The sequence below is a fragment of the Embleya sp. NPDC025285 genome (genome assembly GCF_055558835.1).
Genome location: NZ_JBVHLU010000034.1, coordinates 77732 through 101148 on the forward strand (window position 1 = coordinate 77732; position 23417 = coordinate 101148).

Consider the following 23417-nt stretch of genomic DNA (forward strand, 5'->3'; position numbering starts at 1 on the left):
GTCCGGAGCCAACCGGACGGTGTCGAAATAGTTGTGTTGCATACAGGAGTTCAGACTGCGCGGCGCCCCGAAACTCATCGCTTGCCGACAGCCCGACGGCGGATTGTCCTGGATGGATGGCACTACCGTCCACCCAATACCGCCCAGTTGGGCACAGGGCGGGTTAATTCCTGGTGAACTCGCCGAATTAGAGGCGTGATTCACCGTCGAATCATGACGGAGTGGGCACGCGAGCCTACCGTCCGGTCCTCGTGGCTCGTCGTCAGGTCTTGCCGGTCGAGTCGGTCGAGTCGGTTGGTTGGTTCCGGCGAACCGGTCGGGTCGGTTGGGTCCGGGTCGGCCCTCGTCGTCCGGGGCAGCATGGCCGGGCCGTCCAGAAAACGTTCGAGGACGAACTCGAAGCGTGCGTCGATGCCCGGCCCGGTGAGTTCACGCGCGGTCGCCACCAGGTTCGGGTAGGTGTCCGCGGGCAATGCCTCGATGGTGTCGCCGATCGCGCCCACCGCCTCGCCGATCGGCACTCCGGCGGCGGCCGCGGCCGAGACCGGCCGCTGTTCGCTGTACACGAACCCGGTCACCGGGGTGCTCAGGCCGTAGGTGATGTACGCCGCGTCCTGCCGGTCGAACCCGGCGCGATCCAGCATGGCGAGTTGATGCTCCATCACCGCGGCCATCCCGGGACCGGTCGGGAAACGACCGATCAGTACCCGTACCGAATCCCGTCTCCGGTTCAGGAACGCGCGGAACGCCCAGGCCAGTTCGCCCAGTTCGATCCGCCAGTCGCCGCGCAGCGGCGGCAACGCGGAGACGCCGAGCCCGACCAGCCCATCGGCGAGCAGGTCGAGCAATTCCTCCTTGTCCTTGTCCCGCACGTGCCAGTACAACGACGGTGCCCGCACGCCGAGTTCGGCCGCCACCGAGCGCATCGACAACGCCTCCAGGACGTCGCGCGCCGCCCGCCGGCGCCCGGCCCTTGCCCGTCATGCCCACTCCCTGTCGTCGACCCCCGCGGGCGTCACCGCCGAACCGTCGGGTCGATCGTCGCGCGGATTCAGGTCATTCTCCTTCCTCATTCGGGCCGCCGCCGCTCCCGGATCCGCATCGATCCTCTTGCGTCGGCGCCCGACGAAGTGCAATCCAACACCGTTAGACGGCAACTAACAGCGTTAGGGAGCGGGCTGGGCCAGTGTGTTCTGGATCAACGTGCCGATCGGCGTCGCCGGAATCCTGGTCGGCGCCGTGGTCCTGCCCGAATTCGCCGAGCGTCGCGGCCGGTTCGATGTGCCGGGGCTCGTCCTGGGCGTGCCGGCCATCGGCGCGCTGGTGTTCGCGCTGATCGAGGGCCCGACCCAGGGCTGGGGCTCGGTCCGGGTGCTCGCCGCAGCCACGCGGGCCGCCGGTGCGCTGATCGCCTTCGTGTTGGTGGAACTGCGGGTCCCCCAACCGATGCTCGACGTCGGCTTCCTGCGCGACCGGGTGATCGGCGCCGCGGTGTGGGGCGGATCGCGGTGGGCTTCGGGATGTTCGGCGCGCTGTTCTTCCTCGGCCTGTACATGTAGGACGCGCTCGGCTACTCGCCGACCCGGGCGGGCTTCGCGTCCCTGCCGTCGACCCTGGCGATCATGATCGCGGCGCCGATCTCCGGGCACCTGGCCGGCCGGATCGGCCCGCGTGTACCGCTCGCGTCCGGACTGGCGCTGTGCGCGGTCGCGCTCGGTGGGCTCTCGTTCTAGGGCAAGGACGTCTCCTATCTCGAATTCTTCTGGGTACTGCCGTTCCTCGGCGCGGGCATGGGCCTGTGCTTCACGCCGATCTCGGTCGCGGTGATGTCCCGCGTCGAACCGGCCCGCGCCGGCATGGCCTCCGCAGTCACCAACACCGCCCGCGAACTGGGCGGTGTGGTCGGCATCGCCGCCCTCGGCGCGGTGCTCACCGCGCGGTTGTCGAGCCGACTGACCGAGCTGTTGGCCGACGCGCGGGTCCCGGCGGACGACGCGCGCCGCATCGTCGACGCCGGCACGTCGGGTGCCGGCGGCGGGCTCGGGCACCTGGGCGACACGCCGGCGGTCGTGCGCGACGCCACGACGACCGCGTTCATGGACGGCCTGCACCTGGCGCTGTGGACGGGCTCGGCGATGCTGCTGGTATCCGCGGTGCTGGTGGCGTACCTGATGCGGGATCGGCCGAAGCGGCCGGCCGCGAAGGACCCGGCCCGGATCGCGAACCTCGTCGGCTGACCGCATGCCGGCCGGGTACGCGGTGCAGGACCCCGTCCCGGCGGGTACGCCGGGGGTGTGTCGGCGTCCTCAGCGTTCGGATGTCGGGCCCAGGACGGGCTTGAGGTCCAGGATCGGAGTGCCGTCGATCGCCTCCAGGTTGCGTACGTGCACCCTGAGGCCCTCCACCCGCACGATCACGATCCGGTGCAGCCCGATCGGGTTCGGCCGGTCCGGTGAGCGGGTGCTGAACACGCCGGTGGCCGGCCGCTCCCGGTCGCCGCGCGGATGCACGGTCAGTACGTCCCGGGCGGCGCGGTCCAGCCAGGTCAGCAGCACCGCCTCGTCGCCCGCGCGCAGGTCGCCGAGTCCCGCGCGCACCTCCTCCGCGAACACCAACCACGCGTCCGGCGCCCCCTCGTCCGCCTGCCGGGGCGCCGAACGCCGGTCCACGAGCACCGATTCGACCCTGCCGATGGGTCGCACCGCGTACGAATCCCGGATCACCGGGACCACCTCCTCATCCTCCACACCGACCGGTGACCCGCCGAGCACGCGGCCGGCGGGTCACCGTCGGTGTGCATCGGTCGTATCCGTGGGACGGCCTGTGCTCAGTAGAGGCTCATCATCGCCTCGCGCACCTCGCGCAACGTCGCCCGGCCCACCGTGTCCGCGCGTTCGTTGCCCGCGCGCAGGATGCGGCGGACCTGGGCCGGGTCGCGCGCGTACTCGGCGCGGCGGACCCGGATCGGAGCCAGGAACTCGTTCACCGCCTCGGTGACCGTCCGCTTGAGCGCGGCGGCGCCCGCCGTACCGATCTCCTCCGCCACTCGACGCGGATCGCGGCCCTGGCAGAGCGCGGCCAGCAGGACCAGGCCGGACACCTCCGGGCGAGCCTCCGGGTCGTAGGTGATGTGCCGGTCGGCGTCGGTCCTGGCCCCGCGGATCAGTTTCGCCGTCTCGTCCGCCGTCGCCGCCAGTTCGATCGCGTTGCCCCGGCTCTTGCTCATCTTGGTGCCGTCGGTGCCGAGCAGCAGCGGCGCGGCCGACAACAGCGCCTCGGGTTCGGGGAAGACGGGACGCCCACCGGCCGGGTAACGGTCGTTGAAGCGGCGGGCGATGGTGCGGGTCAGCTCCAAGTGCGGCAGCTGGTCCTGGCCGACCGGGACCAGATTGCCCTTGCAGAACAGGATGTCGGCCGCCTGGTGCGCGGGATAGGTGAACATCAGCCCGCTCACCGCCGCCTGCCGCGAGTGCGCGATCTCGTCCTTGACCGTCGGATTGCGGCCCAGCTCCGCGACCGAGACCAGGCTCAGGAAGGGCAGCAGCAGTTGGTTGAGAGCCGGGATGGCGCTGTGCGTGAAGATCGTGGTCCGGTCCGAGTCGATCCCGACCGCCAGGTAGTCGAGCAGCAGCCCGTCGACGTGCTCCATCAGCCGGTCGGCCACGTCGCGGTCGGTGAGCACCTGGTAATCGGCGATGACCAGGTATTGCTCGACACCCAGATTCTGCAGGCGCACCCGATTGTGCAGGGTGCCGAAGTAGTGGCCCAGATGCAGCCGTCCGGTCGGGCGGTCCCCGGTGAGCACTCGAAAGCGCCCCGGTTCGCGACGAATCCGCTCTTCTACAACGGCACTTCGAGCCTGCGCGGCGTTCGTGCCCATCGGGTCGATCGGGTCGATCGGATCGATCGGGACAGTAGGGGCGGTGGGCACTGCCGACTCGGTCGGGAGGACCGAAACGGAGGTGTGCATCGTGGTGTTCGGCGTGCCGGTCATGATCTGTCTCCTGGTCTGTGGGCGGATCGCCGTCCCGACGGCACCCATCCCTGATCCAGGGCACAAAAAAGGGCCGTCCGTCCGAACGACCCTGGTCATGCACGAATGGTGGTCGCCCCTAAGTGGAGCGCCACCAACTCTGACCCGCTGTAAACCGCATCCCCCAACCATACCCCGCCCCCCACACACCCGCGGGCAACTCCCCGGGTCCCCAACCGACGCAACGACGACCGCCCGCTGTCGGAGGCGCATCGGCGGCCCCTCGCCCGTCAAGCGGTATCGGGCGTCGGCAAGCGCGGCTCGACGTGGCGAACCTCGTTGCAGTGTGCCGAACCTCGTTTCAGGGAGCCTGACTTCGGTCCCCGCTCGTTCACAGCGGCGGGTGGGGCAGCGGAGTTGGTGGTTGTGTCCGATAATCGTCTGTCGGCCCGGGAACCACCCGAACCGATCCGAGAGCGCTGTGGAGAACCTTTGGGGAGGTATCCATCCGCGGCACGGCGGACGAGGCGGATGTGGCGGGCCCACCGCGCTCCGCCTCCTCGGGCCGATCCGGCATGGAAACCGAGGCCGCGAGACGGTGCGAGGTCGCTCCGGGGAGCGGCCGCGCAATTGCCGCGCTTGCTGACACAGTCCCCCGAATTCGTGTTCCTTTCCGCCTTCCTGGCACCCCTGGCAGGCCCCTCATCTGCGGGGCTTCCACCGAAAACGCCCCATCGCCCTTCCCGAGGGCGCTACCGTCGCCTACAAGGACCCGATGCCCACAGGCTCGATCCGTCTCCACGCTGCCGACACCCGGGCGGCGGGTCCGGAACACCCGCCAGGAAAGGCCCACCGCCGTGCCGCACCCATTGCTCGACGCCATCGACACCGCGCAGGACCCTGCCGACTTCCTGCGCTCGATCGGGACCGTGCACACCACGTTCGGCGACCAGGACTCCGGCGCGGTCTCCTACGGCGTGCACGCCGAGGGGAACTGGTTCGTCAAGACCGGCCCCAACCCCGCGTCCGCGCTCAGCCTGCGCCGCGCGATCGACCTGCACGCGCACGTACGACACCCGGCGATCGTGCCGGTGCTGCACACGTTCAACGCCAATGGTGTTCCGGTGACGGTGGGGCCGTGGCGCACGGGCGAGGTGCTGTACCACTCGACGGTCAAGCGCGCGGGCAAGCAGTTGCGCACCGGTGCGGCCTCGCCGCTCGCCCGCTTCCGGGCGCTGCCGTTGGACGACGTACACGCCGCCCTGGACGCGATCCTCGACGCACACCGGCTGATCGACGCGGCCGGCTATGTGGGCGTGGACTGGTACGACGGGTGCGTGTTGTACGACTTCGACGCGCGTCGCGTGCACCTGATCGACCTGGACGAATACCGCAGCGCGCCGTTCGTGCTCGACTGCGCGCGGCTGTCCGGGTCCACCCGGTACATGCCGCCCGAGCACAGTAGGCGCGGCGCGCTGGTCACCCGCACCGGCACCGTGTTCCTGCTCGGCCGCACGCTGCGCCTGCTGCTGGACGCGGGCGACGAGGAACGCGCGTGGCGCGGCACGCTGGCGCAACTCGCCGTGGTCGAGCGGGCGACCCGACGCGACCCGGCCGAGCGCTACCCGAACGTCACCGAACTCTTCGACGCGTGGTGCGCGGTCGCGCCCGCCGGTCTGCTCTCCGGCTCCCACCGGGTGTGAGTACGCGAGCCCCGGACGCCTCGGGCACGTCCGGCACTTCGGGCGCCCACCGGAAGGCGTGACATCCGGCGGACTCAGCGCCGAGGTCGGCCGAACAGGTCGTCGCGCGCCTCGTCGAGGGCGGTCAGCACGGCACCGTCCAGAATCGCGTTGCCGGGCACCGTGCCCGCCAGTACCCGGGTGGTCAGCGGAGTCGCCTCGGCGAGTGCGGCCTCCACCCGATCGGCCAGCACCGTGCCGCCGGCCCGTCCGGTCTCGCCGCCCAGCACCACGCAACCCGGGTCGAGGATGACCGCCAGCGCGGCGACCCCGAGCACCACCCGGCCGGTGAGTTCGTCCAGGAACGCCGCACCCGCCTCCGCCTGCCGCGTCGAACCCTCCTGCTCGGCCGCCGCCCGGACGCATTCCACGGCATTGCCGGTGAAGCCGTGTCGGGCGGCCAGTTCCTCGATCGCGACACCGGAGACCAGCGTGTGGAAACCGCCCTTGCAGTCGGTGCGCGAGGGCAGGTGATCGGTGCCCGGGACCGGGAGGAAGCCCAGTTCACCGCTGCCGCCCGACGCTCCCCGACGCAGCCGCCCGTCCAGCATCACGCCGGCGCCGATGCCCTGACCGAGCCAGACCAGCACGAACGTGTCCAGACCTTGGGCCGCGCCCAGGCGCTGTTCGGCGATGGCGGCGAGGTTGACCTCGTTCTCCAGGACCACTCGCCCGCGCTCGCGCAGCGCGGTCACCAGGAGGGCGTGCCAGCCCGGCAGGAAGTCGGCCGAGCGCTGGTTGCCGGAGACCGGGTCGATCAGGCCGGGAGCGCCGATCCCGAAGGTGTGCAGGGTGTCGGCGCCGGCCCGGGTCGCCGCGTCGTCGAGCAGTTCGAGCACATCGGCGAGGGCTTGTACGGGATCGCGATCCGGCGGTATCGCCAGCGCGCCGGTCGCGACGGTCCGGCCGGCCAGGTCGGCGACGGCCACCTCCACCCCGCCCACACGCACGTCCAGGCCGGCGATGTGGGCGCGCTCGGCGACGATGCCGTACAGCCGCGCGTTCGGGCCGCGCTGTCGCTCGCCCGCCTCGCCGACTAGGTGGATCAGGCCCGCGCCGCCGAGGCGTTCGACCAGATCCGCGACCGTGGGCCGGGACAGTCCGGTGAGGGTCTTGAGCTGGGAGGCGGTCAACGGGCCGTGCTCGATCAGCAGATCGAGCGCCAGGCGGTCGTTGATCGCACGGGCGGTGCTCGGCGTCGCGGTGTGGGCGGCTGTCATGGATAGCGATCCTCGCAGACTCTTTCTTTCAGGAACCCTGCCTGATAATTTATCGCACCATGACGCAGACTTCCATGTCGCCGAACACCGCCGGCCTGCCCTCGACCCCGCCTTCGCAGAAGCCCGCGCAGGCGAGTTCGCAGACGCCTGCGCCGGCAACCTCACCGACACCGCCGCGATCGCCGTCGCACACGCCCGACGTCTCGCCGCTCGCCTCCTCCGCCCCGCCGCCCACGGCAACGGAGGCACCACCGCCACCGCCCGATCCGTCCACCACCGAGGTCGCCGAGGCCGGTCGGGCCCGGATCGCGGCAAGCCTGATCTTCGCCGTGCACGGTGCGGTCGGCGGCGGCTTCGCGTCCCGCCTGCCCTGGCTTCAGGACCACCTCGATCTGAGCCCGGGCCAATTGGGACTCGCGCTGGCCGCGCCCGCCGTCGGTGCCTCGCTGGCGATGCCGTTGGCCGCGTCGCTGGTGCACCGACACGGCGGCCGGACCGCGCTGCGCTGCCTGATCGCGCTGTGGTGCGCGGTGCCGCTGCTGCCCGCTTCCGCGCCGGGTCTGCCGTGGCTGTGCGCGGCGTTGCTGGTGTTCGGCGTGGGCGCGGGCATGTCCGACGTGGCGATGAACACGCAAGGACTCGTGGTCGAACGGCGGCTCGGTCGCTCGACGCTCCCGCTGCTGCACGGAATGTGGAGCGCGGGCGCGCTGATCGGCGCCGGCCTGGGCGCGGCCGCCGCGTTCGCCGGGCTCGACGCCCGCGTACACCTCGCCATCCTGGCCCTGCTGCTCGCGTCGGCGGGTTGGTTCGCCGGCCGCAACCTGCTCGACGCGCGTCCCACCGCCGGCGCGAAGGCCCCGCCACGCTTCGCGCTGCCGTCCCGCCCGGTGCTCGTGATCGGCGCGGTCGGCTTCTGCGCGATCTTCGCCGAGGGCGCCGGGATGAACTGGAGCGCGGTACACCTCAGGGAGGTCGCGGACGCCTCCCCCGGTGTCGCGGCCCTCGCCTACACCGGCTTCGCCTGCACGATGGCCATCGCCCGGCTGGCCTCCGGCACGGTCGTGGACCGGTTCGGGGTGACCCGTACGGTCCGGGCCGGCGCGGTGCTGGCCACGATCGGCGCGATCCTGGTGGCGACCGCGCACTCCCCCCTGCCCGCCGCGCTCGGCTTCGCGCTGCTCGGCGTCGGCGTGTCCGCCGTCCTCCCGCTGACCTTCGCGGCGGCCGGGCGGATCGGTGACGACCCGAGTCAGTCCATCGCGGGCGTGGCCACGGTCACCTACACGTCCGGCCTGATCGCCCCCGCCCTCGTCGGCGGCATCGCCGACCGCGCGTCGCTGAGCGCCTCGTTCGCGGTGGTCGCCGTGCTCACCGCGATCCTGATCCCGGCCGCCCGCATGCTCGGTCCCACGGCCGCCCCGCGCGGCACGGACACCGGGCCGGCCGGCCCGGGCGACGCACCCTCCGCTCCGGGCAACCTGGCGCCGCCCGCCCTGGTCGGCACGTCCACGTCGGGCGCGGTGACCTCGGTGTCACCCCTTCCGACGGACGGCCGGTGACACCCGAGCACGGAACCGACCGGCGCCGCCGCACGTGGGCGGCGCCGGTCGGCGCTCGGGTCAGCCCAGGGCCTTGACCAGTTCGGCGGCCAACGGGGCGGAGGAGGAGGGGTTCTGGCCGGTGTACAGGTTGCGGTCGACGACCACGTAGGGCGCCCAGGGAGTGCCCTCGCGGAAATCGACTCCCAGTTCGGTCAGGCGGTCCTGGAGCAGCCACTCGGCCCGGTCCGCGAAGTCGGCCTGGGTCTCCTCGGCGTTGGTGAACGCGGTCAGCCGGTAGCCGGCGAACGGCGAGGTGCCGTCGGCGCGCTTCGCGGCGAGCAGCGCGGCCGGCCCATGGCAGACCACCCCCAGCGGCTTGCCCGAGTCGAGAGCCGCGGTGAGCAGCGCACCGGAGGTCGCGTCCACCGCGAGATCCTCCATCGGCCCGTGGCCGCCGGGGTAGAAGACGGCGGCGTAGTCGGCGAGGTCGACGTCGGCCAGGTCGATCGGCGTGCGCAGCGCGGTGAACCGCTCCAGCGCGGAGGTCACCGCGGCCACCCCGTCGGGGCCGCCGTTCACCTCGGGCGCCAGGCTCGCCCGGTCGACGGTGGGTTCCACGCCACCCGGGGTGGCGACCACGACCTCGTGGCCGGCCGCAGTGAACGCCTCGAACGGGGCGGCTGCCTCCTCGGCCCAGAAGCCGGTCGGGTGCCGCGTGCCGTCGGCGAGCGTCCAGTGGTCGGAACCGGTGAGCACGAACAGGATCTTCGCCATGAGTCTCTCTCCATTCGGCGCCGCCGAGCGGGTCCGCTCGGGAGCCATCATGTGATCGCTTCGTCGGTGTGTGGGTGCGTCGCGGCGTCGGATCGTCGCGGCGTTCGGATCGTCGGATGTTCGCCGTCGAATCCACCCGGTCGGTCGTCGCGGCCGGTGCGGCGACCCCGGTGCGTCGCGTCGGTGCGGCGCCCTCGGTGCGACCCGCCGTCGGTGGCGTCGCGCCGTCGGACTCGAACCTAGATCGCCGACCCATCGGGATTCAAATAGGCTCTCCACCATGAGCCATGAAGATTCCGATGGGTTGCCTTCGGACACCGGGTCGGCGTCGATACCGGACCCGGTCGCGCGCGGCCCGCTGGATCTGACCCTGCTGCGCACCTTCCTGGCGGTGCACCGCGCCGGCTCGTTCACCGGCGCCGCACGCGTCCTCGGCCTGTCCCAGCCCACGGTCACCACCCAGATCCGCGCGCTCGAGCGCCGACTGGGCCGGGCGCTCTTCGAGCGGTTGCCCAGGGGCGTGGCCGCCACACCGATCGCGGACGACCTGGCGATCCGGGTCGCGGACCCGCTGGACGCGCTGGCCGAGGTCGCCGAGCGGGACCGGTTCGGCGCGGACACTCCCGCGGAGCCGGTGCACCTGGCCGGTCCCGCCGAGATCCTGTGTGTGCGCGCGTTGCCCGCGCTCGCGCCGCTGATCGAGCGCGGCGTGTTGTTGCGGATCACCACCGGAATGACCGACGACCTGCTCGACGGACTCCGCGCCGGTCGACACGACCTGGTCCTGGCCACGATCCGGCCGCGCGGACGCACGCTGGCGGCCGTACCGCTGATGGACGAGGAGTTCGTGTTGGTCGCGGCGCCGACCTGGGCCGAGCGGATCGGGCCGGATCGAGTCGCCGCCGAGGGCCCGGTCGCGCTGCGCGGCGTACCGGTGATCAGCTACGCCGAGGACCTGCCGATCGCCCGCCGCTACTGGCGTCACGTGTTCGGCACCCGGCTCACCGAACGAGCCGCCATCACGGTCCCGGACCTGCGCGGCGTGCTGACCGCGGTGGTCGCCGGCGCGGGCCTGACCGTACTCCCCCGCTACCTGTGCGCGGCGGAACTCGCCTCCGGCGCGCTGGTCCCGCTGCTCACGCCCGACGACCCACCCATCAACACCGGCTTTCTGGTCCGCCGCGCGGGCACCGCGGACCACCCGCACCTGACCATGGTCCACGAACATCTGGTCCGGGCGGCCCGCACGTGGTGACACCGCCGACCCCCACGGGCGCGGACACCCGGGTCAGCCGGCGGCGACCGCCGTGGTGAGTTCGGCCAGCAGGTCCGGACCGCTCCACTGTCGGGCCTGCCCCGCCGGCGCGGCCTCCGCCTCGCGGATCAGTTCGATCATGCGCGCGTTGGCGGGCGCGGTCAGCCCGTTGCGTTCGGCGATCGCCAATATCTCGCCCTGCACACTGTCGACCTCGGTCCGCCGGCCCCGCTGCAGGTCCTCCCACATCGACGACCGGGCCTTCGCGTCGATGCGCAGCGTCGAACCCGCCAGCCGGCGGAACAGCGGATCGGGCAGCGCGAGCAGTTGCCGATTGCGCGCGGCGGACGCGGGCCCGAGCTTGGCCGGCCGGATGCCCTCCGCCCGGAACGCCGCCAGCGCCTCGCCCTGGCACAGCGCCAGGCAGGTGCGGTAGTCGCGTTGACCGAGTTGATCGCGCAGCGGCAGTCCGGACAGCGCGTTGACCGCGTTGTTCAGGTTCATCAGCAGCTTCGCGTGTTGCACCTCGGGCATGTCCTCGCGCACCTGCACCGGGATGCCGGCCTCGACCAACACGTCCACGAGCGGGATCACCCGGGGGTTCGCGTCGATCATCAACGCGCCTGACGTGCCCTGATGGAAGACGGCGGGCTCGGTGCGCAGCACGTTGTACGGGACCATGCCGGCCAACACCGTGTGCCCGGGCAACGCGGCCCGCAGTACGGCCGGATTGCGGACGCCGTTCTGCAGGCTGACCACGATCGCGGCCGGATCGAGCCGCCCGGCCAGGGCCCGCCCGGCCTCTTCGGTCGCCGCCGACTTGACGGTGACCAGTACGAAGTCGGTGCCTGCCACCGCGTCCGGCGACTCGGCCAGGGTCAACAGCTCCGGCGCGACCACGGTCGGCGGGCGGCCCGCGCCGGTCACGGTCAACCCGTCCGCCAGCGCGTCCAGCACGGACGGCCGGCCGATCAGCGTGACATCGGCGAACGCGGCGAGCCGACCACCGAGCTGGCAGCCGACACTGCCGGCACCGAAGACCGCGACCCGGGGCCGGGTCCGCGAACGTGGAGCGGGTTGGGACATGTACAGCCTCCGCCTACGGATGAATCAGCCATCGAACCGATCCGCAAGCCTACGTCCCCACCCGCACCCACGTTCGATGCCTCCGGCCCCGACCACCCGCGCCCGCCGCGCGCGGCGGCAACGCAGGAACGGCAGCGCCGCACGCAGGTCGAGGCGGGTGAGGTCGCGGTCGGCCGGGCGCTCTGCCCGGGCGACGCGGTTGTGCACGGCGCGGTTGTGCACGGCGCGGTGATGCACGGTGTCGATGTGTACGTGCGGGTCACGTGCGGTGCGGGTCCGGGAGCCGTTGTGGTCGAGGAACATCCGCGGGCTCTCCGGCAGGGCGCCGGACGCCGCACAGGCCCGGATCCCCCGGCCGCAAGGCAACGTCGTGGGCGGGACGCACCGGGGAAATCGGCGACGGGGGAGCGCGCTTCGAGCTCGCGGTCGGCACCGCCGACTTCGGCAACGGTACCGCCGCCGTGCACCGGCGGCGGGCGTCCTGCCGTGGGTCGGACGGTGGCGGGCGAGACCTCGGTCGACTCGAGCAGTGCCGTCACCGAGGAGCCGACCTCGAGGTCGAGTCCGGTCGCGGCGTCCGCGGTGATCGCGGCGGTTCGCGCTGGTCGCGAGACCGAACGGCGTGGCCCGGGCTCGGCTGCTTGACCCTGTCGTTGGCGGCAGGGTTGGAGCATCACGGCATGAACTCGAACGACAACGACTCCCGCCCCGCCCGCGTCGTCCTGGTCACCGGTGCCGGCACCGGGATCGGACGGGCCACCGCACGAGCCTTCGCCGCCGAGGGCGCCTGGGTGATCGCGGTGGGGCGCCGGGCCGAGCCGCTCGGCGAGACCGCGGACGGGTACGAGCGCATCACGCCGCTGGCCGCCGACATCACCGCCGAGGGCGAGCCGGAGCGGATCGTGCGTACCGTCGCCGAGACCCACGGGCGGCTCGATGTGCTCGTCAACAACGCGGGCATCGTGGGCACCGGCAATCTGGGCACGTACACGCGCGAGATGATCGACCCGCTGCTCGCCACCAATCTGGTCGCGCCGGTGCTGCTGACCCAGGCCGCACTGCCGGTGCTGGAGAGCTCCGGCGGGATGATCGTCAACATCACCACCTCGGTCGGGCAGCGCGCGTGGCCGGGGAATTCGTTGTACGCGGCGAGCAAGTCCGCCCTCGAACTGCTCACCCGCAGTTGGGCGGTCGAGCTGGCTCCGCGCGGCGTGCGGGTCGTCGCGGTCGCACCCGGCGCGATCACCACGCCGATCGCCGACCACCAGGGCTGGAGCCCCGAACGACGCGCCGCGATCCGCGCCTGGCAACTCGCCCACACCCCGCTGGGCCGGATCGGCGACCCCGAGGAGGTCGCCTGGGCCGTCACGGCTCTGACCGCACCGGGCGCGTCCTTCGTCACGGGCGTGATCCTGCCCGTCGACGGGGGTGCGGTGATCTCCTAGTCGGCGGCGGTTCGAGGCGGGGGCGGCGGGTGGGCGCTCACTCCCCGCACCGTGCCGGGTGGGATGCGCGGCGCGCGCTCGTGATAGGTGTGGTTGCAGCGGAGGTGTCCGGATGCGGATCGGTGAACTGGCGAAGGCGACCGGCGCGACGCCGCGTGCGTTGCGCCACTACGAGCAGGCGGGGCTGATCGAGTCGGCCCGGTCGGCGAACGGCTATCGGGTCTACGACGAGCGCGACGTGGCCCGGGTCCGCTCGATCCGTGACCTGCTCGGCGTCGGTCTCACCCTGGACGACGTACGCGCCTTCCTGCCCTGCCTGGACGTCGTCGCCCGCCCGCCGTCCGCCGCCGCCGTGCGGATCGCGCTGGACCGACTGGCCGTACTGGACGCCCGCATCGCGGCCCAGACCGAGGCCCGGAACAACCTGGCGACGGCACTGCGCCGAGCCGGCGTCGACCGCATCCGCCCGGTGGCCTGACCCGGCCGAGAGGATCGCGCGACACCCCTGCGACCGGGTACCAACCGGCATCCCCGGGGCTGGGTCGCCCGAGGGACCGGGAAGCCGGGGCGGACCGGGCCGAGCGGCCCCGCGAGCCGCCGGCAAAGCGTCGGTGTCAGCCCCCGCACGAGGGCTCCGGGCACGGAAGCCCTCGTGCGGGGAGATCAGGGCGCCGGGGGGCGGCGCCGGACGGGGCCTCGGCACGGGGACTGCCGCCTGAGGAAGCCGTGCCTCGGAGGCTTTCGGTGCGCCGAGCTTCGGGCCGGCTCGCGCGTGGCCGGATTCGAGCCGTTCAGCGTCGGATCGCCGTCGCCGTGGTGTCGATCACCGGGCGGTCGCCGAGTGGCGCGGCCAGGGTCGTCGTCACCGTGCGGGCAACCTCGTTCAGGGGGCAGGCCGCGTCCTTCGCACCGGGCGTGGCCGCTCGCGCCCGTGCGACGACCTCCACCGCGACCACGTCGGGACGTTGGGTGCTCTCCACCCGGTAGTCCGCGCCGCACCGGCCCGGCACGTCGGGCGCGCCGGCGAACCGCAGGGTCAGTTCGCGCCCGTCGGCCGAGACGGTGACCAGGTCGGGCGCCGGACCCGAGACCCCGGCCCGGCGCGGCGACGGATCCGTCGCCACCGCGATCCGCACGGCGCGAACCGTCGTATCCGCGAAGGCCAGTTCCCATCCGGGCACGGTCGCCCGACCCCACGTGGTGTCCACCTCCAGCGTCACCGCCGTGACCGAGGTCACGGTCGGCACCGCCGTGCTCCCGCGGTCGCACCCGCCGTCGCGTCGGCCCGGCATGCTCCTTTCCCCGTACGCCCGTTCCGGCGGCAGCAACGTGCGGTGCACGACCGTCCCGTCCGCCCAGCGGATTTCCGCGTCGCGGGACCGGGCGGGGAGCAACTCCGGTGCCACGGCGATGCATCCGCCGACCGGGGATGGCTCGAGGCCACCCCGGTCCGGTTCCCGGTCCCCGACCTGGTCCCGGTAGCCGCCGGTCACCGTGAAGGGGCGCGGTGCGTCCATCCGCCGCTCCCGGATCCATCGATGCGCCGCCTGGGCCGTCCTGGCCCGGGCGCCCGCCTCCTGGGCGCCCGGTGCGGCGGGCGCGTACAGCAGGGACGCGGGGTCGCTCATCACACGCGGTTCGCCGCCACCATCGCCGGCACCGCACCCGGCCACCAGCAACACCCCCGCAAGAGCCGAGGCTACCGACGCGGGCCCGCCGCCCCGTCCTGCTTCCGCTCCGAACACGCGCCCCACCTCACGTCGCCCCTCACACCCGCGCGCCGAACGGCGCAACGCGGATGTGACGCACCGTCGCCCCGACCGGTTCCGCCGAACCCGCCCGGAACCGGCTCGCGTTCGGGCCGCGATGGGTCAAGGGCGCGCGGTCCTGGTCCGCTGGGTCAGCAGGATGCAGGCGAGCACGCCGAGCGCGGCCATCGGCATCGCGGGCGTCAACGATTCGCCCGGGATCAGCACCGCCCAGCCCAACGTCGGCAACAGCTGGGCGAGTTGCAGCCGACTCGCGGCCGGCACGCCGATCGCCGCCATGCCCCGGCACCACACGACGAAGCCGAGGAACTGCGATACCGCCGCGAGATACAGCAGCCCGCTCACCCCGCGGGTATCGAGGTGTACCGGCTCGATGGCCAACCCCGACACCGAGATCAGCGCGGTGACCGGCGCCGCCGCCACGCCCCACGCGATCACCTGCCATCCCGGGCATGTGCCGGGCCAGTCGGCCGCCTTCCGCGTAGCCGGCCGCACACAACACCAGCGCGCCGAACAGGTACACATCCGCGAGCCCGATGCCGCCGCTGCTCTGCCGCACGGCGAACGCGAACACCACGACCGCGCCCGCGACCGCCGCCGCCCAGAACGTCCGGCTCGACCGCTCGCCGGTGCGCAGCACCGAGCAGACCGTGGTGGCAAGCGGCAGCAGGCCGATCACGCCGCCGAGTGCGCCGTCGACGAGGTCTGCGACGCGGGCGTGGTGGGCAGCGGGAAGCCGAGCACGCACCCGACCGCGACCACGGCGAGGGCGAACCGGTCCACCCGAGTGGGCAGCGGTGCCCGCACGACCAGCAGGGCGGCCCCGGCGAACCCGGCCGCGAGCAGACCGCGCAGACCGGTGACCGTCCACGGGCCGAATCCGTCCAGCGCCCCACGGTCGCCGGGAAGCGCACGCCTGGCCGCGCCACCTGCGCACGCTGGGCGCCGCGCCGCGCTGGGCGATCGGCGGCAGGTGGTGGCCGGCGCGCCGGCCCGGCTGTCGCCCGAGTTGCTGCCGGAGCGACTGCCGTACGGCGGCCACCACTTCTGGCTGCGGCTGCCAGACGGCCGGGACGTACGGGAGCTCACCTCGGCCGCGCTGCGAGCCGGTGTCGCGGTGGCCCCCGGGCACGCGTACTTCACCGCCGAGCCGCCCGCGCCACACCTGCGGGTCGGCTACGCCTGCGCCGAGGGCCCCGAGCGACTGGTCGAGGGCATCGAGCGCCTCCATCGCGCCCTCATCTCAACCGACCGATCCGGGCCCCGGCCGAACTGACGGAAGGTCGCGGCCTCGCAGCCGTCACGGCCCCACGGCGGTCAGGATCCCAGGATGTGGTCGGCCGGTACCTCGAAGATGATCTCCAGGCCGTCCTCCTCGTCCATCTGTTCGCCCGTCTCGACGAATCCGAAGCCCTGGATGGTCGCGAGCGACGCGGCGTTGTCCGGTGAGATGGTGACCCGGACGGTGGACACGTCGGGTTCGTGCGCCGCGCGCTCCAGCAGCGACGCGAGCATCGCGCGGGCATATCCTCGGCGGCGCGCCTCGGGCACCACGGTGTAGCCGATCTCCACCATGCCCGACTCGTCCGGTGGCCCGTGGAAACCGGCATAGCCGACCACCGCGCCGTCCGGTTCGGACACCGCGGCCCGGGCGAGCCACGGAGCGCTCTCGGGTTCGGCCGTCACCTGGTCGAAGCGGCGACGCCAGAGGCCGCGCGCCCGGTCGGACACGAAGAACTCGGGGAGGTCCAGGCCGGTTTGCCGGCGGGCCTCGGCCAGGTCGCCTGCCACCAGCGCGCCGAGGGGTCGACCGAGCAGGTAGACCCAGCGAACCTGCCGCTCCGAGGGGGCGGACGACGGGCGCGCGGCGGAGGTATCGAGAGGATCTGTCATCCCGGGATCATCGGCGACAACCGACCGGTCGTCCACACCATTTCCGGGGTGTCGGGGTGTCGGGGAGGCGCCCGGTCGTCGTAGCCGGGCCGGCGGTGCACCGGCCGGCCCGGCTACTCCGCGTGTCAGTGGACCGAGAGCCCACCGTCCACGAAGATCGACTGGCCGGTCACGTAGCCCGATCCCGGGCTCGCCAGGAACAGCGCCGCAGCCTCGAAGTCCTCGGCCAGGCCATTGCGTCCGACCATCGTGCGCGCGGCCAGCGCGGCCGACTTCTCCGGGTCGGAGGCCAGCCTCGCGTTGAGCGGGGTCATCACGAACCCGGGCACGAGCGTGTTGCTGGTGACCCCGTACTGCGACCAGGCCTCCGCCTGGGATCGGGCCAGCGACTCCAGGCCGCCCTTGGATACGCCGTAGGCGCCGCTCTGGACGAACGCGCGATGCGCCTGCTGCGAGGAGACGTGAATGATGCGCCCGTAGCCGCGCTCGGCCATGCCGGGCCCGAACCGCTGCCCCAGCAGGTAGGGCGCCTCCAGGTTCACCGCCATCGTGGCGGCCCACACGTCGTCGCCGAGTTCGTTCATCGGCGGACGCAGGTTGATCCCGGCGGAGTTGACCAGGATGTCGGGCTCGCCGTACACCTCGGCCGCCGTGTCGGCCGCCGTGCGCACGGCGTCCCTGCTGCCCAGATCGGCGCTCACCCAGGCCGCCTTGCCACCCAGGGCGGTCAACTCGTCGACGGTGGCCGCGAGTTCCACCTCGCGTCGGGCAATGATCACCACGCTCGCCCCGGCCCGCGCCAGCGCCCGGGTGATCGCTCGGCCGATGCCGGAACTCCCACCGGTCACCACGGCGACCCGACCCTCCAGCGAGAACAGTTCGGAAAGGTATGCGTGCGTGCTCATGACGGAACCCTAGACGGACCGCGGCCGGCCGCATCGCCGGCAATCGCGCCGCGCCACCGATCCACCTCGCCCACCACCTCGCCCTACCACGCCTCGAGTCGCCACCGGGCGCCCCCCCCGCATCGCCCCGGGGCCCGCGTCGCCCCGCGTCGCCGCGTCTCGCCTCGGGTGGTCAGGAAGCCGCGCTCGGGCGCCGGGCCGGGAACCCGTGCGAGCGGGCGGTGAGGACCACCACGAGTACGGGTACCAGCAGGACCAGCACGCTCCAGGGGAAGGAGCCGGTGCCGACCAGGTCCAGCAGGATCGCTCCGGCCACGCCGCCACCGGCCATCGCCGCGTTCCACAGCGTGACCAGCATCGCCTGCGCGGCGTCCGCGTCGGCGCCGCCCGCGTCGCCGACGGCGGTCTGTAGGAGAGTGGGCACGCCGCCCCAGCCGAGCCCCCACAGCACGACCGCGCCGTAGACCAGGACATGACTGTCCGAGAACACCGCCAGCACGGCCGCCGCCGCGCCGAACGACAACGTGGCCGCGATGGTGAGCGCCCGCAGTCGTTGGTGGATCAACACGCCCACCAGCCAGATGCTCACCAGCGACGCGCCGCCGAAGGCGAGCAGCACCACGTCGGTGGAGCCGCCCATGTCGAGCCGGTCCAGGTAGGAGGCAATGTAGGTGTAGAGGATGGTGTGCGCCAGGACGAAGACCAGGGTGACGAACAGGACCGGGGCCACGCCGGGGATGGCCAGTGTGCGCAGCAGGGGCGTTCGTTCCTCCGGTCGTTGTCCGGGGTGTTCGGGGACGGTCGCGACGATCCAGCCGATCAGGATCAGGGCGAGCACGGTCATCAACGAGAAGGTGACCCGCCAGCCGAACTCGTCGCCGAGGAACGTCCCCGCCGGCACCCCCAGCGACAGCGCGATCGGAATACCCGCCATTACGATCGCGATCGCCTTGCCCTGAAGATGCGCGGGTGCCATCCGGCGGGCGTACCCGGCCAGCAACGCCCAGGCCACGCCCGCCGCCACGCCGGCGACAAAGCGGGCCACCATGGTCAGCGGGTAGTTGCCGGAGACGGCGGTGACCGTGTTGGCCGCCGCGAAGCCGGCCATCGCGGCGAGCAGCAACCGCTTGCGGCGCCACCCGGCGGTCGCCCTGGAGAGCGGGATCGCGGTAAGCGCGGTGCCGACCGCGTAGATCGTCACCGACTGTCCCATCGCGGACTCGCCGACCCCCAGGTCGGAACTCATCGCGGGCAGGACGCCCGCCGGCAGGGTCTCGGTCAGGCTGGTCACGAAGACCGCCGTGGCCAGTGCCAACAGCGCCGCCATCGGCAACTTGCGGTCGTCGGTTTCCGTGTGGGAGGGGCCTGGTGCCGTACTTTGACTTGTCATGCCGCGTATGCTCGAACCCTCACATTGATGTGAAGGTCAAGCGACGAGACGTGAGGTGGATCACATGCGTATCGGAGAGTTGTCCGAGCGCACCGGCACCCCCCGCCGACTACTGCGCTACTACGAGGAGCAGGGCCTGATCGTCGCGAACCGCTCGCCCAACGGCTATCGGGACTACGACGAGTTCTTCGTCGACCGGGTGCTGCAGATCAGGGGCCTGCTCGACGCCGGTCTGCCGACCCGGATCATCAAACAGATCCTGCCCTGCCTCGACAAGCCTCGCATCATCCATTTCCCGGACGCGACACCGGAGATGATCGCCACCCTGGAGCACGAACGCGATCGCATGACCGAACGCGTCAACTGCCTCATCCGCAACCGGGACGCGATCGCCGAATACCTCGACGTGGTACGCGAAGGCCTTCCCCAGCCAACCACCACCTCCTCCTGACCCCCGTCGACCGACGGTCGCGGCCCATGAATTGCCTTGCCCAACCCCGGTCGGTCCTGTGAGGGTTACCGAACCCGAATCTCGAACCCGAATCTCGAATCGGAATCTCGAATCGGAATCCGGAGCCCGGATTCGAGGCCGGATCCCGACCTCGGATCCGAACCCCGGATTCGCGCCCCCGACCGGAAATGGTGTCCATCGTGCGCGCTGACCCGCCACTGCGTCCGACTCCGCTGAGCGGCTTTCCGGAATGGCTTCCGGAGGTCCGTCTGGTCGAGACGCGGTGGCTCGACCACATTCGGCACACGTTCGAGTCGTACGGTTTCACCTCCGTCGAGACGCCCGCCGTGGAGGCGCTCGACGTCCTGCTCAAGAAGGGTGAGACCTCGCAGGAGGTGTACACGCTGCACCGACTCCAAGCGGACCCGGGCGACGACAGCGATGCCCGTCTCGGCCTGCACTTCGACCTCACCGTGCCGTTCGCGCGTTATACCGCGCAGAATTTCAACGACCTGGTCTTCCCGTTCAAGCGCTATCAGATCCAGCGCGTCTGGCGCGGCGAGCGCCCGCAGGCCGGCCGATACCGGGAATTCGTGCAATGCGATATCGACGTGATCAACGTCGACCGGGTTCCGCTGTACTTCGATGCCGAAATGCCGCGCATCGCACACGAAATCCTCACCGCGTTGCGGATCGGCCCGTTCACGATCCACCTCAACAACCGCAAGATCCTCGAGGGCTTCTACGCCGGGCTCGGGATTGCGGACCCGGTGGCCGCGATCCGCATCGTCGACCGGCTGGACAAGGTGGGCCTCGGCCGGGTCGGCGACCTGCTCGCCGGCGAACTCGGCCTGGACGCCGTCCAGGTGGCGAACTGCCTGAAGTTGGCCGGGATTCGCGGCACCGACGCGTCGGTGGTGACCGAGGTCCGCGCGCTGGGCGTCGAACACTCGTTGCTCGACGAAGGGCTCACGGAACTGGCTTTCGTACTGGACGCGTTGGCCGACCTGTCGCCCGGCTCGGTCGTCGCTGACCTGTCCATCGCACGCGGCCTCGACTACTACACGGGCACGGTGTACGAGGCCAAGTTCGTCGAATTCCCGGATTACGGCAGCATCTGCTCGGGTGGCCGCTACGACAACCTCGCCGGGTCGTTCATCCGGCGCGCCCTGCCCGGCGTGGGCATCTCCATCGGCCTCACCCGGATCTTCGCCAAGCTGGTCGCCGAGGGCCGGCTGCCGATCGGACCGAAGTGCCCCACCCAGGTGCTGGTCGCGGTGCTCGACGCCGAGTCGTTCGCGCTGTCGGTGCGGACCGCCGCGACGCTGCGCGCTCGCGGAATCCGCACCGAGGTCTACCACCAGCCGGACAAGCTGCAGAAGCAACTGCGGTACGCGCTGCGCAAGGGCATCGCATACGTGTGGTTCCCCTGGGCCGAGGCGAACGCGGGCGCGGGCGCGGACCGCGGCGAAACGCATCGGGTGAAGGAACTCGCCTCCGGCGAGCAGGTCGTGGCCGACCCGCGTGGTTGGCTGCCGGTCGAGCCGGCCGAGCAGGTCGAGCCGGTCACCGCACGGTAGTGCCGGTTCGGCGGCCGGTGGCGGGCGCCGGACCGGGCCGTCCGCCCGAATTCGATGGCATCGAGGACTGGTGGAGGGCCAGGATGCGGGCATGACGCACACTCTTCTGGCGTTCCTCGGCGCCTGCACCCTCATCGCGGCAAGTCCCGGGCCGAGTTCGGTGCTGATCATCCGACATTCGTTGCAGAGCCGTAGGGCCGGTTTCCTGGCGGTGCTCGGCAACGAGACCGGGGTCTTCGTCTGGGGCCTCGCCGCGGCCTTCGGGTTGACCGGTCTGCTGGCCGCCTCCCAACTCGCCTACGACATCATGCGCATCGTCGGCGCCGTCGTCCTGGTGGGCTTCGGCGTCCAGGCCATCCGCGCGGCCCGCCGGGACGGCCTGACCGGATTCACCGCGGCCGGCTCGACCGACGCCGGTGCCCGGGCGGGGGCCGAGGCGGGCGCCGAGCGCGAGCCGGGCAGCGGCCGACGCGCCTACCGTGCCGCGCTGACCCTGAACCTGGCCAACCCCAAGGCCGCCGTCTTCGCGATGTCCTTCCTCCCCCAGTTCGTCCCGCACGGCGCGCCGCAGTTGCCCACGATGGTGGCGCTGGCCGCGATCTGGGCGGTGTACGAGATCGGCTACTACGGCCTGTACGTCTGGTTCGTCGGCCGGATGCGCACCGTGCTGAGCCGTGCCAAGGTCCGGCGCAGGTTGGAACAGACATCCGGCGGGGTCATGGTCGCGCTGGGCATCCGGATGGCCGTCGAGTCGTGAGCCGACGCCGGCGGGATCACAGGCCGAACGCGTCGCGGCGGTCCTCCGGGACCAGGTCGACGTACTCCGGGTGCTTGGCGATCCAGTCCCGGATGAACGAGCAGTAGGGCAGCACCGCGAGACCCCGCTCCCGGACCGCGTCCAGTGCCGCGCGCGCGAGCCGACCGCCCAGACCCCGGCCGCCGAACCGCGGGTCGATCTCGGTGTGCGTGAAGGCGACCTCGTCGCCGCTGACGAAGTAGTCCGCGAAGCCCGCGAGTTCGGTGGCCCGCAGCGGCGGAGCCACGGACGCTCCGGGGGCGGCCTCGACACCGACGAATATCTCGTAGCGGGACTGCGCCGGGTTGTCCGTCACACGCGTTTCCATGCTGCTGCCTCCTGGGTCACGATCGGGACTTGCGGCCCGGGCATTCCTGTCCACACGTACGCACGTCGATCCCACCGCCGACCGTGCCCGCGCACCCCACCGTATCCGGCCGACACATCGCCCGGATCGCCCCGGCACCACCCGCCCGAACCGCGTGCCGCCCGCCGCACGTGCTGCGGATCACGCCGGAGCTTCGTCGACGTACACCTTGGTTCCGTCGGCGAATATCCGGTATTCGCGCGCGCCCTCTTCCTCCTCGTCGACGTACACCTTGGTACCGTCCGCGTACACCTTGTACACGCGCCCGTTCTCGCCGCCGACCGCGGGCAGCCCCGCCGCGTGCAACTCCGCGACCGCCTTCCGGACCCCTTCGGCGATCAACTCGTCGAACCGCTCCGGTCCGATCTCGTCCCGCAAGGATTTCGTCATCGACCCCTCCCGACGTCGGGCGACGGCCCGGATCGAACCGCGGCGTTCACACGCCAAGATTGCCAGGACGGCCCCGACCCCGACACCCCCGGCCGGGTCACAGGCCCAGCGTGGGCCGATGCCACTCGGGAACCAGGTCGAGGTACTCCGGGTGCTCGATCATCCAGGCCCGCAGATAGGCGCAGTTGGGCACCACGCCGACCTTGCGCTCGCGGGCGACGTCCAGCGCGGACCGGACCAGCACGTCGCCCAAACCGCGCTCCGCGAAGCGCGGATCGACCTCGGTGTGGATGAACGCGATCAGATCGTCGCCGAGGAAGTACTCGGCGAACCCGGCGAGCTCGGCGGGCTCGCCGCCCGCATGGATCTCGAAGCGGGACTGCGCCGGGTTGTCGACCACGCGCGTTTGCATGCTGCCTCCTGGTCCGGGACCGGGACGTACGACCCGGATCCTCACCGTATCGACCGCCAGGAGCCCGCCCGCGACCCGTGGGCCTCCCGACCGGCCCGGGTCGGCTCGGGTCGGCCCGGGTCGGCAACCCGGATCGGCCCGGCGGTCCCGGCTCGGGGTCCGGCTCAGGACCCGGCTCAGGAGGCGAACGTGGTGGCGCGTGCGACCTTCTCCCACGTGTCGATCTCGGACCGCACGCTGTCGAGGTGCCCGACGACCGCGTCCACCGCGTCCGCGCCCAGCGGCAGCCGCAGCGGCGTGACCTCGGCGGCGAGCGCGGCCAGGATGCTCATCGTGTGGTTCCCCTCGGCATCGGGGGGGGGGGGGGGGGGGGGGGGGGGGGGTGTGCGGGGGGGGGCCCTTCGCCTCGGGGGGAGGGGGTGCGCACG

General features: G+C 72.1%; 25 protein-coding genes and 1 pseudogene. 11 read left to right on the forward strand and 15 right to left on the reverse strand.

The annotated features are described in order from the left end of the window. Positions 1–200: 200 nt before the first annotated feature. Positions 201–926, reverse strand: coding sequence for a TetR/AcrR family transcriptional regulator C-terminal domain-containing protein (locus tag ACZ4FV_RS23510; protein WP_465323205.1), 726 nt, complete (start codon positions 924–926; stop codon positions 201–203). 262 nt (positions 927–1188) lie between these two features. Between ACZ4FV_RS23510 and ACZ4FV_RS23515 the strand changes: the two genes are divergently transcribed. Both ACZ4FV_RS23515 and ACZ4FV_RS23520 read left to right on the forward strand, forming a co-directional pair. Beyond that, positions 1189–1626 (forward strand): hypothetical protein, encoded by a 438-nt coding sequence (locus tag ACZ4FV_RS23515; RefSeq protein ID WP_465323206.1) that lies wholly within the window; start codon positions 1189–1191, stop codon positions 1624–1626. 164 nt (positions 1627–1790) lie between these two features. Next, the gene (locus ACZ4FV_RS23520; RefSeq protein ID WP_465323207.1) at positions 1791–2237 is read left to right on the forward strand and encodes a hypothetical protein; all 447 of its coding nucleotides are present in this window, start codon (positions 1791–1793) and stop codon (positions 2235–2237) included. 69 nt (positions 2238–2306) lie between these two features. Here ACZ4FV_RS23520 and tsaA read toward each other — a convergent pair whose 3' ends face one another. After that, the gene (gene tsaA / locus ACZ4FV_RS23525) at positions 2307–2723 is read right to left on the reverse strand and encodes a tRNA (N6-threonylcarbamoyladenosine(37)-N6)-methyltransferase TrmO (protein ID WP_395858715.1); all 417 of its coding nucleotides are present in this window, start codon (positions 2721–2723) and stop codon (positions 2307–2309) included. A 104-nt stretch (positions 2724–2827) separates the two neighbouring features. After that, a complete protein-coding gene (trpS, locus tag ACZ4FV_RS23530) occupies positions 2828–3880 on the reverse strand; it encodes a tryptophan--tRNA ligase (protein WP_465323216.1) in 1053 nt (350 codons plus the stop codon). Between the two features lie 950 nt (positions 3881–4830). Here trpS and ACZ4FV_RS23535 point away from each other — a divergent pair. Beyond that, a complete protein-coding gene (locus tag ACZ4FV_RS23535) occupies positions 4831–5676 on the forward strand; it encodes a serine/threonine protein kinase (RefSeq protein WP_395858716.1) in 846 nt (281 codons plus the stop codon). A 74-nt stretch (positions 5677–5750) separates the two neighbouring features. On the opposite strand, the gene ACZ4FV_RS23540 is transcribed toward ACZ4FV_RS23535, so the two are convergent. Further along, complete coding sequence (locus ACZ4FV_RS23540) at positions 5751–6935, reverse strand: ROK family transcriptional regulator (RefSeq protein ID WP_465323208.1); 1185 nt, start codon at positions 6933–6935, stop codon at positions 5751–5753. A 59-nt stretch (positions 6936–6994) separates the two neighbouring features. Between ACZ4FV_RS23540 and ACZ4FV_RS23545 the strand changes: the two genes are divergently transcribed. Continuing rightward, on the forward strand, positions 6995–8494 hold the full coding sequence (locus tag ACZ4FV_RS23545; RefSeq protein ID WP_465323209.1) for an MFS transporter: 1500 nt from the start codon (positions 6995–6997) through the stop codon (positions 8492–8494). 60 nt (positions 8495–8554) lie between these two features. Here the strand turns inward: ACZ4FV_RS23545 and ACZ4FV_RS23550 are convergent, their stop codons facing one another. Beyond that, positions 8555–9250: a type 1 glutamine amidotransferase domain-containing protein gene (locus tag ACZ4FV_RS23550; RefSeq protein ID WP_395858719.1), complete on the reverse strand. Its 696-nt coding sequence runs from the start codon at positions 9248–9250 to the stop codon at positions 8555–8557. 280 nt (positions 9251–9530) lie between these two features. Between ACZ4FV_RS23550 and ACZ4FV_RS23555 the strand changes: the two genes are divergently transcribed. Continuing rightward, the gene (locus tag ACZ4FV_RS23555) at positions 9531–10505 is read left to right on the forward strand and encodes a LysR family transcriptional regulator (RefSeq protein WP_402231065.1); all 975 of its coding nucleotides are present in this window, start codon (positions 9531–9533) and stop codon (positions 10503–10505) included. A gap of 33 nt (positions 10506–10538) precedes the next feature. Here ACZ4FV_RS23555 and ACZ4FV_RS23560 read toward each other — a convergent pair whose 3' ends face one another. Then, complete coding sequence (locus tag ACZ4FV_RS23560; protein WP_395858721.1) at positions 10539–11591, reverse strand: 2-dehydropantoate 2-reductase; 1053 nt, start codon at positions 11589–11591, stop codon at positions 10539–10541. 680 nt (positions 11592–12271) lie between these two features. Between ACZ4FV_RS23560 and ACZ4FV_RS23565 the strand changes: the two genes are divergently transcribed. Then, complete coding sequence (locus tag ACZ4FV_RS23565) at positions 12272–13036, forward strand: SDR family NAD(P)-dependent oxidoreductase (protein ID WP_395858722.1); 765 nt, start codon at positions 12272–12274, stop codon at positions 13034–13036. Positions 13037–13148: 112 nt separating this feature from the next. Further along, complete coding sequence (locus tag ACZ4FV_RS23570) at positions 13149–13514, forward strand: MerR family transcriptional regulator (protein ID WP_402231069.1); 366 nt, start codon at positions 13149–13151, stop codon at positions 13512–13514. Positions 13515–13827: 313 nt separating this feature from the next. Here the strand turns inward: ACZ4FV_RS23570 and ACZ4FV_RS23575 are convergent, their stop codons facing one another. Together ACZ4FV_RS23575 and ACZ4FV_RS23580 are read right to left on the reverse strand one after the other, a co-directional pair. Beyond that, positions 13828–14664: a hypothetical protein gene (locus tag ACZ4FV_RS23575; protein ID WP_402231071.1), complete on the reverse strand. Its 837-nt coding sequence runs from the start codon at positions 14662–14664 to the stop codon at positions 13828–13830. Positions 14665–14907: 243 nt separating this feature from the next. Continuing rightward, positions 14908–15734, reverse strand: a pseudogene (locus ACZ4FV_RS23580) (DMT family transporter). A gap of 44 nt (positions 15735–15778) precedes the next feature. On the opposite strand from ACZ4FV_RS23580, the gene ACZ4FV_RS23585 reads away from it, so the two are divergent. Then, positions 15779–16081 carry a hypothetical protein gene (locus tag ACZ4FV_RS23585; RefSeq protein WP_465323210.1) on the forward strand — a complete coding sequence of 101 codons (303 nt, stop codon included), beginning with the start codon at positions 15779–15781 and terminating at the stop codon, positions 16079–16081. 41 nt (positions 16082–16122) lie between these two features. Here ACZ4FV_RS23585 and ACZ4FV_RS23590 read toward each other — a convergent pair whose 3' ends face one another. The 3 genes from ACZ4FV_RS23590 to ACZ4FV_RS23600 all read right to left on the reverse strand — a co-directional run bounded on the left by ACZ4FV_RS23590 (position 16123) and on the right by ACZ4FV_RS23600 (position 18993). Continuing rightward, the gene (locus ACZ4FV_RS23590) at positions 16123–16698 is read right to left on the reverse strand and encodes a GNAT family N-acetyltransferase (RefSeq protein WP_465323211.1); all 576 of its coding nucleotides are present in this window, start codon (positions 16696–16698) and stop codon (positions 16123–16125) included. A 125-nt stretch (positions 16699–16823) separates the two neighbouring features. After that, positions 16824–17603: an SDR family NAD(P)-dependent oxidoreductase gene (locus tag ACZ4FV_RS23595; RefSeq protein WP_402231078.1), complete on the reverse strand. Its 780-nt coding sequence runs from the start codon at positions 17601–17603 to the stop codon at positions 16824–16826. A 172-nt stretch (positions 17604–17775) separates the two neighbouring features. Further along, on the reverse strand, positions 17776–18993 hold the full coding sequence (locus ACZ4FV_RS23600) for an MFS transporter (protein ID WP_395858730.1): 1218 nt from the start codon (positions 18991–18993) through the stop codon (positions 17776–17778). Positions 18994–19057: 64 nt separating this feature from the next. On the opposite strand from ACZ4FV_RS23600, the gene ACZ4FV_RS23605 reads away from it, so the two are divergent. The 3 genes from ACZ4FV_RS23605 (at position 19058) to ACZ4FV_RS23615 (ending at position 21781) form a co-directional block, all read left to right on the forward strand. Next, positions 19058–19444 (forward strand): MerR family transcriptional regulator, encoded by a 387-nt coding sequence (locus ACZ4FV_RS23605; protein WP_331770809.1) that lies wholly within the window; start codon positions 19058–19060, stop codon positions 19442–19444. Positions 19445–19644: 200 nt separating this feature from the next. Next, complete coding sequence (hisS, locus tag ACZ4FV_RS23610) at positions 19645–21024, forward strand: histidine--tRNA ligase (protein WP_402231083.1); 1380 nt, start codon at positions 19645–19647, stop codon at positions 21022–21024. A gap of 91 nt (positions 21025–21115) precedes the next feature. Next, the gene (locus ACZ4FV_RS23615) at positions 21116–21781 is read left to right on the forward strand and encodes a LysE family translocator (protein ID WP_395858732.1); all 666 of its coding nucleotides are present in this window, start codon (positions 21116–21118) and stop codon (positions 21779–21781) included. Positions 21782–21797: 16 nt separating this feature from the next. Here ACZ4FV_RS23615 and ACZ4FV_RS23620 read toward each other — a convergent pair whose 3' ends face one another. The 4 genes from ACZ4FV_RS23620 to ACZ4FV_RS23635 form a co-directional block, all read right to left on the reverse strand. Further along, entirely contained in the window at positions 21798–22148 is a 351-nt protein-coding gene (locus tag ACZ4FV_RS23620; protein ID WP_395858733.1) for a GNAT family N-acetyltransferase, read from the reverse strand. Positions 22149–22328: 180 nt separating this feature from the next. Next, on the reverse strand, positions 22329–22577 hold the full coding sequence (locus tag ACZ4FV_RS23625) for a hypothetical protein (RefSeq protein ID WP_465323212.1): 249 nt from the start codon (positions 22575–22577) through the stop codon (positions 22329–22331). Between the two features lie 97 nt (positions 22578–22674). Continuing rightward, entirely contained in the window at positions 22675–22989 is a 315-nt protein-coding gene (locus tag ACZ4FV_RS23630; RefSeq protein ID WP_395858735.1) for a GNAT family N-acetyltransferase, read from the reverse strand. Positions 22990–23165: 176 nt separating this feature from the next. After that, a complete protein-coding gene (locus tag ACZ4FV_RS23635; protein ID WP_465323213.1) occupies positions 23166–23321 on the reverse strand; it encodes a hypothetical protein in 156 nt (51 codons plus the stop codon). Positions 23322–23417 lie beyond the last annotated feature (96 nt).

Excerpts from the sequence above, each read along its gene's own strand:
- ACZ4FV_RS23605 (WP_331770809.1), top strand. The coding sequence starts at position 19,058 with ATGCGTATCGGAGAGTTGTCCGAGCGCACCGGCACCCCCCGCCGACTA.
- ACZ4FV_RS23635 (WP_465323213.1), bottom strand. The coding sequence starts at position 23,321 with ATGAGCATCCTGGCCGCGCTCGCCGCCGAGGTCACGCCGCTGCGGCTG.
- ACZ4FV_RS23545 (WP_465323209.1), top strand. The coding sequence starts at position 6,995 with ATGACGCAGACTTCCATGTCGCCGAACACCGCCGGCCTGCCCTCGACC.
- ACZ4FV_RS23570 (WP_402231069.1), top strand. The coding sequence starts at position 13,149 with ATGCGGATCGGTGAACTGGCGAAGGCGACCGGCGCGACGCCGCGTGCG.
- ACZ4FV_RS23625 (WP_465323212.1), bottom strand. The coding sequence starts at position 22,577 with ATGACGAAATCCTTGCGGGACGAGATCGGACCGGAGCGGTTCGACGAG.
- ACZ4FV_RS23565 (WP_395858722.1), top strand. The coding sequence starts at position 12,272 with ATGAACTCGAACGACAACGACTCCCGCCCCGCCCGCGTCGTCCTGGTC.
- ACZ4FV_RS23620 (WP_395858733.1), bottom strand. The coding sequence starts at position 22,148 with ATGGAAACGCGTGTGACGGACAACCCGGCGCAGTCCCGCTACGAGATA.
- ACZ4FV_RS23595 (WP_402231078.1), bottom strand. The coding sequence starts at position 17,603 with ATGAGCACGCACGCATACCTTTCCGAACTGTTCTCGCTGGAGGGTCGG.
- ACZ4FV_RS23600 (WP_395858730.1), bottom strand. The coding sequence starts at position 18,993 with ATGACAAGTCAAAGTACGGCACCAGGCCCCTCCCACACGGAAACCGAC.
- ACZ4FV_RS23555 (WP_402231065.1), top strand. The coding sequence starts at position 9,531 with ATGAGCCATGAAGATTCCGATGGGTTGCCTTCGGACACCGGGTCGGCG.
- ACZ4FV_RS23615 (WP_395858732.1), top strand. The coding sequence starts at position 21,116 with ATGACGCACACTCTTCTGGCGTTCCTCGGCGCCTGCACCCTCATCGCG.
- ACZ4FV_RS23630 (WP_395858735.1), bottom strand. The coding sequence starts at position 22,989 with ATGCAAACGCGCGTGGTCGACAACCCGGCGCAGTCCCGCTTCGAGATC.
- ACZ4FV_RS23575 (WP_402231071.1), bottom strand. The coding sequence starts at position 14,664 with ATGAGCGACCCCGCGTCCCTGCTGTACGCGCCCGCCGCACCGGGCGCC.
- ACZ4FV_RS23540 (WP_465323208.1), bottom strand. The coding sequence starts at position 6,935 with ATGACAGCCGCCCACACCGCGACGCCGAGCACCGCCCGTGCGATCAAC.
- ACZ4FV_RS23520 (WP_465323207.1), top strand. The coding sequence starts at position 1,791 with ATGGGCCTGTGCTTCACGCCGATCTCGGTCGCGGTGATGTCCCGCGTC.
- ACZ4FV_RS23510 (WP_465323205.1), bottom strand. The coding sequence starts at position 926 with ATGCGCTCGGTGGCGGCCGAACTCGGCGTGCGGGCACCGTCGTTGTAC.
- ACZ4FV_RS23550 (WP_395858719.1), bottom strand. The coding sequence starts at position 9,250 with ATGGCGAAGATCCTGTTCGTGCTCACCGGTTCCGACCACTGGACGCTC.
- ACZ4FV_RS23590 (WP_465323211.1), bottom strand. The coding sequence starts at position 16,698 with ATGACAGATCCTCTCGATACCTCCGCCGCGCGCCCGTCGTCCGCCCCC.
- trpS (WP_465323216.1), bottom strand. The coding sequence starts at position 3,880 with ATGGGCACGAACGCCGCGCAGGCTCGAAGTGCCGTTGTAGAAGAGCGG.
- ACZ4FV_RS23560 (WP_395858721.1), bottom strand. The coding sequence starts at position 11,591 with ATGTCCCAACCCGCTCCACGTTCGCGGACCCGGCCCCGGGTCGCGGTC.